Source organism: Pseudobacillus sp. 179-B 2D1 NHS, from assembly GCF_045370945.1.
GTDB lineage: Bacteria > Bacillota > Bacilli > Bacillales > Domibacillaceae > Pseudobacillus.
The window spans coordinates 62,455-75,383 of record NZ_JBIQDP010000024.1; the positions used below are offsets into that span (position 1 = coordinate 62,455).

General features: G+C 38.5%; 9 protein-coding genes. 8 read left to right on the top strand and 1 reads right to left on the bottom strand.

The annotated features are described in order from the left end of the window. Positions 1-366: 366 nt before the first annotated feature. On the bottom strand, positions 367-1,236 hold the full coding sequence (locus ACH0BF_RS19710) for a helix-turn-helix transcriptional regulator (protein ID WP_406910109.1): 870 nt from the start codon (positions 1,234-1,236) through the stop codon (positions 367-369). Between the two features lie 82 nt (positions 1,237-1,318). On the opposite strand from ACH0BF_RS19710, the gene ACH0BF_RS19715 reads away from it, so the two are divergent. The 8 genes from ACH0BF_RS19715 (at position 1,319) to ACH0BF_RS19750 (ending at position 12,450) form a co-directional block, all read left to right on the top strand. Further along, entirely contained in the window at positions 1,319-2,014 is a 696-nt protein-coding gene (locus tag ACH0BF_RS19715) for a DUF4386 domain-containing protein (RefSeq protein WP_406910110.1), read from the top strand. A gap of 826 nt (positions 2,015-2,840) precedes the next feature. Beyond that, positions 2,841-3,176 (top strand): hypothetical protein, encoded by a 336-nt coding sequence (locus tag ACH0BF_RS19720; RefSeq protein ID WP_406910111.1) that lies wholly within the window; start codon positions 2,841-2,843, stop codon positions 3,174-3,176. A 59-nt stretch (positions 3,177-3,235) separates the two neighbouring features. Next, on the top strand, positions 3,236-3,706 hold the full coding sequence (locus ACH0BF_RS19725) for a hypothetical protein (RefSeq protein WP_406910112.1): 471 nt from the start codon (positions 3,236-3,238) through the stop codon (positions 3,704-3,706). 160 nt (positions 3,707-3,866) lie between these two features. Beyond that, the gene (locus ACH0BF_RS19730; protein ID WP_406910113.1) at positions 3,867-4,214 is read left to right on the top strand and encodes a PrgI family mobile element protein; all 348 of its coding nucleotides are present in this window, start codon (positions 3,867-3,869) and stop codon (positions 4,212-4,214) included. Next, the gene (locus ACH0BF_RS19735) at positions 4,215-5,153 is read left to right on the top strand and encodes a hypothetical protein (protein WP_406910114.1); all 939 of its coding nucleotides are present in this window, start codon (positions 4,215-4,217) and stop codon (positions 5,151-5,153) included. A gap of 33 nt (positions 5,154-5,186) precedes the next feature. Next, entirely contained in the window at positions 5,187-7,310 is a 2,124-nt protein-coding gene (locus ACH0BF_RS19740) for a VirB4 family type IV secretion system protein (protein WP_406910115.1), read from the top strand. Positions 7,311-7,412: 102 nt separating this feature from the next. Further along, on the top strand, positions 7,413-11,189 hold the full coding sequence (locus ACH0BF_RS19745; protein WP_406910116.1) for a type IV secretion system protein: 3,777 nt from the start codon (positions 7,413-7,415) through the stop codon (positions 11,187-11,189). A 1-nt stretch (position 11,190) separates the two neighbouring features. After that, positions 11,191-12,450 carry a lysozyme family protein gene (locus ACH0BF_RS19750; RefSeq protein WP_406910117.1) on the top strand — a complete coding sequence of 420 codons (1,260 nt, stop codon included), beginning with the start codon at positions 11,191-11,193 and terminating at the stop codon, positions 12,448-12,450. Positions 12,451-12,929: the final 479 nt, after the last annotated feature.

Genomic DNA, 12,929 nt, shown 5'->3' on the forward strand with positions numbered 1-12,929 from the left:
CAGGATTTTTCTTTTTGTGTGCTTGTCGATGTTGTAAAACTCCAGTATATTACTCCACTCAAGGCCCGGATTGTTGAATAACTTATTTTCAAAATAAATGGATATTTTAGAAGAGATTGCGAAGGAATATACTTAAACTAAAGGTGCAGAAAAGTTAAACAAGAAAATAAGCGTAATAGTTGATTTAAAGGCATCTCAAAAGAGGTGCCTTTTTTGGTACAAAAAAATTCCTGTAATCCCCTTTTAATTTATCACAGCAAGATTTGGAAAGTCTAACGCCCCCTTTTTTGATACCTTATTATTATTCAAATTAACTTCATGAATTAGAAAGGAGCGTAGTAAGGGTATGATCACTTTAAATGGAAATTAAAAATCAGAATCAATAGGTAGTTTTTTGATAGGCGTATATATGTGATAGGCTGAATCAAGGTTGTGAATGTTATCAAAAACTTGAATAAGTTCAATGTGTGAATTCTCAGCTTCCTGCTTGGAGATTTTTAAAAATCTTGCAAAATCAGTTATGAAGACATCTCCTATGTCAAGGAGATCACCAAAATATTTGAACTTGGCACAAAAGAGCTGTGGTATATCAACGGTAAAATAATAGGGTTTATCTATCTGTATATCATGCGGAATCCCGAAAAGAACCTTGAAACGGGTTGAATTTGGCTGACAGTCTGAATAGATGATATAACATGAACCATTTATTGTCTGATCAATGCTATCTAAAAGCATTTTTGAATGAGACCGAATCTTAGTCTTATAATCATCAGTTGCTAAATCAACTTCAAAGGCTATACCACTCACCCTGATTGTTTCAAGTTCCGTTAAGGTGAAATCAGTGACAATATCACCATTGATGTTTTTTACGGATCTTTTGACCACAGAAGGGATTGGCACCTGAGATATAGACTGATCTTTTACTCTAAGTGAACGGGGTGCTATACCATATTGACGTTTGAAAGCACGGGTAAATGATGATTGAGTTCCAAAGTTTAGCTGATAAGCAATATCTGTTAGAGATAAGTGATCGTTTTGAATTAATTTTAGTGAAGCATTTAATCTTCTGGATAGTATGTAATTATTTAATGAACAACCCATCATCGCAGAAAAAAGCCTGTGAAAATAGTATTTGGACATATTGAAGGTATCAGCAACAGAAACCAGTGATAAAGGTTGTTGTATATTGTTTTCAATATAGATCAAAGCATCCTCTATTACTTCATAATGGTCCATAATAGCTCCTTATATCTAGGTATTTTGTAACTAGTATAACATAGGCAATTAACTAAGTAGTTATTCCAAGGAGGGAAAGGTAATGACGCAAGATAGAATGAATGGAATAATAATAGGTATTTTATACATTGCAGCTGCAGCCACTTCAGTCATAGCGGTTATCTTTTATCAGCCGGTCTTGTCAGACCAATGGTATATGTCCGTGGCAAATGGATTTCAAACGAAGGTTTTGATCGGTGTAATAAATGATTTTTTACTTGTAGTGACAGCTATTGGAACAGCCGTCATGCTGTTTCCTTATATTCGGCGTTGGAATGAACATATCGCATTAGGGTATCTCTGTTTTCGGTTTATGGAAGCTGTTTTTATTTCAATTGGTTTGGTAAGTATATTAGGGTTATTGCATATGAGTAAATATTATGAAGCAGGCAGTTTAGCAAGTGAAGAAAATCTTTTCGCTATCGGTTTAGTATTGCAAGCTTTTCATCGTTGGACTTCTATGCTAGGCCCAAACCTTATGCTGGGCTTAAATACTATTATGTATAGCTATTTACTTTTTAGAACCGGTTTAGTGCCAAAACCGCTAGCACTATTTGGTATGACTACAGCCGTTTTAGTATTCATAGCCGGTTTGTTAGAAATGTTTGGGGTAGTAGAACCTTTCTCTACAGCAAAAGGACTCATTGCTCTACCTGTGGGCGTTTATGAGATGAGTTTAGCGGCCTGGTTAATTGTGAAGGGGTTTCAAACAAAAAATGAAAAACTAAAAGCGAATTAGTGTTTTCAACCTTATACCTGATGATGTAAATCATATCTTATTAGGTTAAATGGTTAACAAGATATTAACAGGGTGATCAATTTGAACTAACAGAAAATCTGCCATATTCAATTCTAACCGTTTTATGGTTATTTTGAACATAGAAGGTCAAGTGATGATTAAATGCAACTTTATCGGGCAAAAGACTTAAAAGCTTATCACTGACCTTATAAATAATCAAAAAATATTTCTCAGAATAAGGTTTATACTTACAGTGATTAAGCAATTACCTTATAAATAATATGAACGGGTGCTTTAGTAAAATAACTGACATGCCATTTTTACAGCTTTTTCGTATGTTCCAATATCCCACAATAGGGCGCGATTGTGGAGCAATTTAGGTAGAAAATAATCAAACTTTTTTATAAAAATGAAAATAAGTCTGCTGGATAGGAATCCATTTTGATCAATCTTTTTTTCAAAATGGATTCTTTTTAATTGCCGTAAAATGCTGTTTTGTGAGGTGTTTTAAATCAAACTTTATTTCAAAGCTGCAAAAGAAATACCCATAAAAAAATTATCTAAAAAAGAATTAAAAAGAGCAAAAGGACTTGAGCATCTAAAGTGCAGCAAGTCCTTTTTTAGTGAGAAGTGTTTATTGATAAGGGGTAAAACGTTAGTCGCATGTTAAAACAAAAGAGTTTTAAAAAAAAGCAATTTTTTTAAAAAAAGGTCTTAGAATGGCATGCATTCCCCTACATACTTACGGGTGAACAGGTAAAGAAACCTGTGTTTTAAAAAATGTTAATCAATCATTCCATGATAGCGAAAGGAGGCGTTTTCCCGCATGAGACAAGCAATAAAGCTACTTTTAGCGATAGTAATTGTTATAGCAACCTGGCCAGTAATAATGGGGGCACCGGCTTCTGCTTCTTTGTCAAAAGCAGTAGATTCAAGTAACTTTTTCAATTCTATGAACTTCGGGCTAGGTATTATTCTTGGCTTGGCTGGATTTGTTGTAGTAGGATCCATTATTTTCGCAGGAGTAAAGTTAGCTTCTGCCCAAGGAAATCCGCAGGCTCGAACACAAGGATTCATTGGACTAGCCGTTGCTTTTATCGGTGGTTGGATTGTTTACCGTTGTCTTTATATGGCCGGCTGGATTGCTGGCTTTGGCGGGTAACGACCTTTTCGTAAAGCAATGGTTTGATGACTGATTCCATTTAAGGGAGGTGAGGGGAAGTGACAGAGGTGAAAAAAAGCATGGGCAAGTTATCAGTTATGATGACGGCATTAGCTGTCATGGTCATGTTACCGATTTTTAACAGCCCAGCTCATGCAGCATTTAGCAAAATTAATGTAAATGGCAAACAAGTATCTAATACCACAACTGTAGATAATGGGATCTTCGCAGACATGAACACTATCTTAATGGTAGGGCTAGGTATCGGCGGATTTGTTGTTATTGCTTGTATTATTTTTGCAGGTGCAAAGCTTGCAACTGCTCAAGGAAATCCACAAGCGCGTACACAAGGTTTTATAGGACTTGGTATGGCCTTTATTGGGGGCTGGGTAGTCTATAAATGTTTGGAGATTGCAGGTTGGATTAAGGGCTTCGGCTCTACTCCCGAAGCTGCAACGAAGACTGGTATGATTCTACCACCACACGATCTAATGCAAACTGCAGCTGCGTTTATTACTCCTTTTGTATAACCATTAAAGCGGATGCTTACTTGCAAATGTTAAAGGCTAAAGTAACCTCTCAATGTTGAGAGGAAAAGCAGTCCGTTGCAAACAGTGCAGCCTCTTTTTCGCAAGCGTCGGAAAAGAGGCTGTTTTTGCAAAAAACATAGTAGAAAGTAGGTGTTAAAACGTGAGGAAAGTAAGCGTACCAGTGGATATGAGTAGCGAGCAAAAAGTCATACTTGGAATTGTTTCAATGCGTCAATTGATTTATCTCATTATAGGAGGATCATTATTATATACGTTCATCCCCTTTGTATTTAATCTGTTTGGTATTCTCCCATTCACTGTAAGACTAGTTATTTGCTTTGTAGCTGCTCTACCTGTTTTGGCTATTGTTTTGCCACTCGCTTTCTTTAAAATCGGCAAATATGGAATGTTCCTGGATTACTACCTGCTCGTCAAATTAGGAGGCAAAACGCAAATTGGCGTATGGCGTAAGGGGTTCAAAACAAAAAAATGGATGGAGGGAATATAGATGGGCGATTTACTATTCTTTCTCGTTCTGGGAATCGTTTTTTGGATCGTTTACGCAAAAATAAGCAAACGTCCAATTATACCGTGGAAAGAGACAGCTGCGACAAAAGAAGCGCGATCGGGATTTGAAAAAGTAATGTCAGATCGAAAAAGAAAAAATGCCAAAAAGAAAGCAATAAACAGTCGGAAAAAGAACAATAAGAAAGGTAATGACGAGGACGTTTACATTGAAGAAGAACCTGATGTCTTTGCTGATTTACTTGACAACATAGAAGACATAAAAGATCACATGATTCACCTCAAAGATAATGAATTCATTATGTTTGCAGAGGTACGTCCATGTAACTATTTTCTTCGTTCTCAAGACGAACAAGAAGCAATTGACGGAAACTTTGAATCTTGGCTTGCAACCTTAAATTATAATATCAAGATCTATCTTCAGGCACGGTATGTAGATTTAGATGAACCTATTGGTGAAATGCGGAAAAACCTTGAAACTCAACTGGATTTACCACCGAATGCAGTTATCTATGGTCAGACCATGCTGGCGGACATGGAGAGATGGCAATTATCAGCCCCTCGCTATGAAGTAAAGCGATATATTCTATTCACTTATAAAGTGAACCTAAATACTCTCTCAGGAGCTAACTCTGGTAATGAACGAGAGCAGAGAGACAAAATCGAGGAGAAGGCTTTTTCTGAATTATATCGTCGACTAAATGCCGCTAAAACGATACTTCGTAAGTCTTATATGGAAGTGGATTTGTTAACTACAGAAGGAATTATCGAAGTGTTATACCATGCGTTTAATCGAAGAAAAGCATTGAAAACTAAATATAAAAATGTGAAAGAGCGGGAAATGCTTGCGACCTACTCTACTGCTGATCAAGACCAAAGTCAAATCGAAATGGTCAAAGAGATGTTGCAACAAACTGGATGATATCAATATTGGAAAGGAGGCATCACACTTATTATGTTTAAGAAAAAAGATAAAAAAGTGAAGGAAAAGAAAGCAAAAAAGAAAGTGGAGGAGGAACTGGAAGAGGAAGTATCAGAAGAACAAGAGATAGAAGAAGATGATTATGATCCGAATGAAACACCTGTCTATCAGCTAGAAAATCAACCAAATTATTGGGACGTGATAGCACCGGAGGGAGTACAAATCAAAGCGGAAGATTATGGGGTGATTAAACAATCCGTCGGAACAGAAACATATTTCCGTCCTATATACATTCCGCGAGACGGGTATCCAAGAAAAATGCAAACCAATTGGATGAATGAGATATTATCATCTGGTGAAGTTGACGTCATGATTGATATACACAAAGTTCCTAAAACACAAGCTGTACGATCCCTACAAAAGCAGGAGACCATGCTACGTTCGAACCTAAGCTGGCAAACCACTCGAGGAAATATTGACCAAATTAGTGATTTGAGGACAAAAATCGATGATACGACCATCCTCATGGATGAAATTCAGTTCTCAGAAAACGATATGTTTCATGTTTCTACATCCATGATGCTATACGCGAACTCGAAAAGAGAATTAGATCGCTATTCTGAGTATTTGGAGGATTTGCTAGCAGGAAGTTTCTTTAAACTCGTCACCGCCTATAGCCGAATCAAAAAGGCTTTTCTCAGTATATCTCCTATCGGAAAAAATTATCTTCATGACACCTTAAGAAATCTTGATAGACGAGCGCTAGGTACCTTTTCTCCCTTTATATCGGGTTCAGGTATTTACACAGGCGGAGTACCCTTCGGCATTAATAAAATAGACGGACGCTTGGAATTCATTAATTCTTTCGGCAATGAATCTTGGAAGCCAGATAATTACAACGTAGGCATATTTGGTATCTCAGGAAGCGGTAAATCTGTAGCTATGAAATTAAAGATCGCAAGGGAAATGGCCGGCGCAAATATTTATGCAGGAATTATTGATCCAGAAGGAGAGTTTGTCAAGTTAACTAAGCTTTTAGATGGAGTGAACCTTGATATAACCGAAGAATCAGGAATCATTATAAATCCTTGCTCTATGAACTACTCTGATGTGGAACTCGATGTGGGATCAGATGAAGAATTAGAGTTACTGTTGGAGGATGATGAAAAAGAAATCATCGAAAAGGATGGAAAAATATATCAGCGGTTCGTACCTGTTCGAGAGAAGATTAATGAAATGCTAGACTTCTTTGACTTTCTTGTTCGAGGAAAGGGAGGAGAAAGCGACGGACTTGATGTATTTGAACGATCTTATTTAGAGGAAGCTATCGGCAAAGTACTTGATGATTTAGGTATAACAACTCATCCAGATTCTTTATTTAAAAATGAAGTAGGTGAAGTGGATGGGCAATTGGTTCAGTCACAGGTTCGGAAGCCAGAACCGGAGATTTTACAGATCTATGAGACTTTGCAACAGATTTGTGGAAATGATCCAAAAGCAGAAAGATTGATCGCAGCTATTAAACCATTTTTACGTACTGGTTCAATGCCACTATTTGATGGTCAAACCTATTTAGGACGTGGGGTAACACAAACACTTGATTCTGCCCGATTGATTAACTTCAATATCTCTTCTCTTGAAGAAGGATTTCTTCGGCCGGTTGCTTTCCATGTCATTTTAAATTACCTATGGGAGTATTTCATCAAAGACATCAACCGAGCAAATTTGAAAAAGTATATTTATGCTGATGAGTTGTGGCAGTTCGTTGATAATGAGCAGACGGTATCTTTCTTTGAAAAAATTGCTCGTCGTATTCGTAAAAGAAATGGTGGATTAGTATACGCCTCACAGGACTTTGTTCGTCTATTGGAGAGTCCTAAAGCACGTGGAATTTTAACCAACACCTTCACAACATTTTTCCTTCGTCAAAATAAAATTGATTTGCGTCAAATTCGTGAGAACTTCAATTTAACACAAGGAGAAATAGACATTTTGTTTGCAAACACGGATAAAGGAGAAGGAATTCTAAGAATCGGTGAGAATTCTGTATGGCTTCAAACTAATCCAAGTGAAGAAGAGATGCTCTTTATTGAATCTAACCAAGCAGTACTAGAAGAATTTTTACGGAAACGTCAGCTTTCTCAGAGAAAAGCTTAATAGCATGGAAATGATAATGCTCTTCTCGTTTCGATAATTTCTTAGAAATGAAAAAAGATAATATCGAAGCTTAAGAAATAGGGAAGAAAGGAGGACCTATGCGTGTTAGGAATTAGTGAAAAGTTTTTTGAGATTATTGAGAATCTCTTCAGGGGAATCTTTGAGGCATTAATGTTTCCATTTAAAGATTTGCACGACTTAAAATCGCTTATTTATGGAATTGGAGCCGATGACAAGAATCTATTATATAACACTTTTACCGCTAAAGAGATTGAGAGCGTTCTTGTTCCAGGAGTATCAACAGTCTCATTTTTGGTAGGTTTTTTTCTAGTGCTTGGTATTATCGTTTCAGGTGCTAAGATTTCAACTACTAGTTTGAACCCCTCAAGCCGGACAGCATTAATCGAAGCAGTTAGAGACTGGTTTTTTGTCGCAATAGTGTTATGGAACATCGACTTTCTCTATGAAATATTATTTACGATAAATAAATTTATCGTAGGTGTGTTTAGCACCTCTATGACCGCAGATCTTAATGAAAAAATTGGGCCTAAACTAACTGGAGACAATTTCTTTGGTTGGATGTTGGTTATGGTTGTAGTGACAGGACTAACCATCTGGGCAAATTTTTATTATTTAATGAGAAAACTAACATTAATGATCTTAATGATTTTGGGTCCTGTGTTTCTTTCACTCTGGATGTTTAACGGTACTAAAAAAGTAACATTATCTTGGCTTCGAGAGCTATTCGGTACAATTATGGTTCAATCTGTACACGCAATGACCTTCTGGGTGATTGGGACAATAGCGACGGGTTTAACAGAAGCGGGAGATGTTGGTTTTATTGAGCTTACGATGCTATATGTAATTGTTATTCCAGCAGGAGAAGCAATTCGCTCACTTCTGAATTTGGGAGGTGACATGAATAACAAGCTTACCAGCTTTGCGGCACAAACAGGAATGGCAGCTTTAAATAATATGGTAGGTGCTGTAAAAGGAGCTATAGACGGTAATGGATATTCATTATCACCAAATGGCACAGTATCGAAAAATGCTAATTCTAAGAGTGGGTCAGTAGCTAACGCTTTAGCAAATGCCGTGGGTGTTGGAAATACCAAAACAGATCGGATGATACGTCGAGGAGATATCATGAGCCGTATGGGAAAAGGTGTTTTGGGTTCCATGGCAGGGATTGCTGCTTCTCCTCTTGGAGCTAACGCTGTTCGTCAGGCAGGAGATCTTGGTCAAATGATCGGTGACAAAGCTGGAGGACTAGCTGGACGTTCTTCTGTTGCCGCCGCCGATGTTGCTGCAAAAGTAGCTCAACGTGGACTCGAAGGGATCAAGGGGTCAGGCAGTGAGCTTAAAAAAGAGGCGGAAAATGAAAAACTCGCTCGTGAACTAGGACAAATTCATACCGGAGAATGGGCTCGTCAAAATGAGAAGGATATAAAAGATCAAATTAGATCAGGAAACCCACTTCTAGACGAGGAAGGTGTAGAAAGTAAATGGCAAGCTATAGTTGGTCAAAAGAAGGGAGAGTTTACTAACCAAGCACGATCTGATTTGAAGTCCGGACTATATTCTGGTGCTAATCATGCGCGTGGCAGTGAACTTGCGAATGCGGCCGCAGCAGCATATACGAGTTCCCTTAACAGTAATAGTGCTTTAAAAGATTCCTTCATTGAAAAAGCACGTCAACAGGGGATGAATCTAGAAGAAGCAGAACAAGCATGGGCAAACCATGTACGATCAAGAGGAGAAGAAGCAACAGGAGCGGCACGTTCTATCGTGGCAGACATGGCGAAAGGAAAACCGCTTGATAGTTTTATTCGCTCTGATGAATTTGCAAATCGTTTTGCTCAAAATCGTTTAGAAGCAGAAAAGCAATCATTTGTAAAAGACTTTATGCAGCAAAACCCAAGTGCTACATCTACTGAAGCCCTACAAGCATGGCAAGAACAAGAGCCCGCTAGAGCAGGGGAGATCATCAACCAGATGTCAGGTGCTGTTAGTAGAATGTCTGTAACTTCTTTAGGACAAAGTGGTTCACAGGTTGCAAAAGCTTCTGATTTGGCACAAGAGGCCGCTAAAGCTATGACTAACCAATGGGGGACTGACAATAAAGATCGTTTTATTACTCAGTTAAAGCAACAAGGAGTTAGTGAAGTAGAAATCGGTAGACAGTGGGAGCAAGCTGTTCAATCTCGTTTCAATGACAATATGCAAACTGCAAACATGACAGCTATGAAACTAGCAGACGGGAAATCTCTTAGTACTCCGATTAATCGCAAAGCATTTGCTGCAGAGTTAGGTCAATCGTTAGTAGCAAACGCTAAATCCGATTTTATACAACAACAGACAGCTAATGGTCTTTCTGAAAAAGAAGCAGAACAAGGATTTATGCAATCGGGGATCACAAATGCTATTGAAAGTAATATTCATAGTGCTGTAGCACGTGTCCCAGAATTGCCAATGTCTAAAGGATTTGAAATGAGAGAAGCTATTGCACATCAAACAGCTTCTAAACTAACAGATCAGTGGGCAACTCCGCAACGTCAGGAAGCCTTTGTTAAATCATTCAGTGATAACTATGCTTCTAATTTTGGTGGAGCTATACCTGAACCTCACACAGTCGAACAGGCATGGAAAGATCAAGTTGGTAAAGTGTATCAGACTCATGTTAGTGACGTGGCAGATCGAATCTCTCTAGAAAATACAAAGGGATTTGTCATGCCAGGTGTTGGATCTATAGTTAAGGGCACAGTATCAGGTTTTGCTCAGGGATCAGGGATAAAACAAGTTATATCAGAGTCAAAGGTAGCTCACGTTACAGGTGCTTTTAAACAGGGACTGACAGATGGTGCTGGTTTCCGAGGTAGTGTACAAGTTGCAAAAACGGCAGCAGAAGCATTTGTACCGGTTAATGCAGTTGAAAAGGCACAGGGTTTTCAAAATAAGGTTGCTTATACAGGTGCTTTATTAGGAGGGGTTGGGGGATATGCCCTTGCTTCGAAATATGCCCAAAAATTAAATCCTTATAACGATGCTGTTCAAAACTCAACTATGGAAGTGTCAGACATTGCAAGACATGCCAAAACAGAAGTAGTTGAATTAGGAAATGGGCAAACAGAAACTCGTATTGCTTCAGGAGCAGTACAGCTTGTTGTAGAGAGAGATCGCTCTTACGTACAGGTTCAAGGGAAAGATAATCAAATTAATCGAGTAAGTGGATATGGTCCGGGTAATCCGGCCCTGCAAGAAGGGCAAGTTGTTTTCCAAGATTATAGCATTGAACAAGATATGTTAGTCCCTCGTACTCAACCAGGCATGAAATCGAGCGCGTATATGAAGGATACGGCTGGCTACAAAGTACCTTATGAAAATCCACTTCCAGTTAATGCAGGTAATTTAGTAGCTAATAGACGTGTAATTATGAATCAAATGCAGGAGCCAATGCATGATGCTTTTAACCAGCAGGTTTTAAATGACGCTTTCACAGTGCAAGATTTCCAAGCGCACAGCGCTGATAAAAAAGCTACTGTTGTAGTAGAGCAACACCGAAGCTATGTTGCCATGAGTGGGGAAGGCGGAAAAATGTACAGGGTTAGTCCATTTGGGCAAGGAAACCCTTCACTTACACCTGGACAAGTCCAATACAAGGAATATGTGATTGAAAATGCTAGATTTACAGATAATCCTTCTAGTGGAGTACAGCTACAAACTTATGAATATAGCCAAGGGGGAGAAAAGGTCCCTGTTGAAAGTTCATCGATAGATTACATTATAAATCCTAATGATGTAATTTCTCACCGTCCAAATCCACGTCTTGAAAAAAGACAAAAGGCAGAGAAGAAACGCTTTAAACAAGGGGTGATTTGATATGAGAGAGGATCATCACTCCTTTGAAGAAGAAACCATAATTGAAGAAGGAGGAGAACAATATAATAATTCTCCATTTGAACAAAGTCAGCATGAAGCTGAAAGAGGTGGAGATGAAGGGGATCTTATTGAAGGGCAGAATCGCTCTTTAGAAAACAAAAGATCTAGTAACCAGCCTAACAATAAAAATAAATTGCAAAATACTATAGCGCGGCAGGGCAAAAAAGCCGGCCGCGCTCTTGTAAAGAAAGGCGCCCAAAAACTAAAAAAACTGGCTGTTAAAGCGGTTGTAAAATTAGGTGCTTTAGCAATTAAAGCGCTAGGGGCTCTTATCGCCTGGGTAGGTCTCCCAATGATTCTGCTATTTGGCTTTTTAATTGTTGTTACTGTTGTGGGAATGATGATATCCACCTCGATCGTTGGGACTGGAGAAGCAGCCGAAGAATTTGGAGCAGAAGCTCAAGCCTTAAATGAATATGTTAAGGAGCTTTCTCAAAGTACGATAGATCAAAGCAAACCTGAACAATTTGTATACCGAGTGCCCGAAGAGTTATTGGCAGCAGTTGTACAAATGGACTCCTTAACCAAAGATTTTGAGGAGAAAGGTAAAGCAGACCCATTACACGATTACAAAAAAATATTGAAAATCTTTGCAGATAAATTAAAACCACAATTTGAATATGAAACCTATACAGAGGTAACCGAAACAAGGACAAGATCCTGTGATGAAAATGGAGAAAATTGTTCTTGGAGTACGTCTAAGACAACTCGAAAGGTAACGCAATTAGTAGGTGTCACAGCATGGAATGGGAACATGTCCGCCGACTACGAAAAGCAGACCACAGGTTGGAGTGGGGGTGACCCACAAACCAAAGAAACGTATTATGTCCAGACGAATTATCAACATCAATATGACTACTCCATGTTAGATGCAATTTTAAACTCGCAAGGTTACAACGAAGAAGATAAAAAAATATTTGAAATGTTATATGAATATGCAACAGGTACACCTATGTATTATATTGCCTGGTTGAATGGCCATGATATTTCTTTCGAGGATGGATGTTATTCCATTGACGGAAATATCATTCCAGGAGCAGGAGTTCCTCCACAATTTATGCCGCATTATCTGTCGGCTTCTCAAAAGTACGGAGTGCCATGGGAATATCTTGCTGCTATTCACCGCGTAGAGACTACATTTTCTACAGATTTAAATACCTCCTATGCGGGAGCGGTTGGGCATACTCAGGTGCGACCATAAGGTCATATAAGAAATCTCCCTTAGCAAGGAGTAGGTAAGACTACAATGCCTATCACCACCAAACTTATCCGTGAGGGAAACCAAATATCGGGGAGTGTAGCATGTTTGGAAAGCTATAAGTTATCGAACCATTACGATACGACTGAATAGCAAGGTGAAAAGATGTAAATGAGGATAAAAGCTAAACTGCCTGAATGACAGTCCGAGGGGGTTAATGGTCCACCTATGACGGAAGATGGTTATATACGTCATACAACGAAACAGTATGGTTAATTGCAAGCTAATACTGGAATACACTCTGATTAATTGCGTGTCAGAAGTGAGTAGTCTATCGTTGACCAACTACAATAAGTAGTAAAGGACGAACGTCATATCCGACATTACATCGTGCTAGTTCTTATATGTGCTAAATGGTGATTACCTACGTCAGAACGCTCTTAGAGCTATGATAAAAAGTATCTGAATATCTGATATGGTAA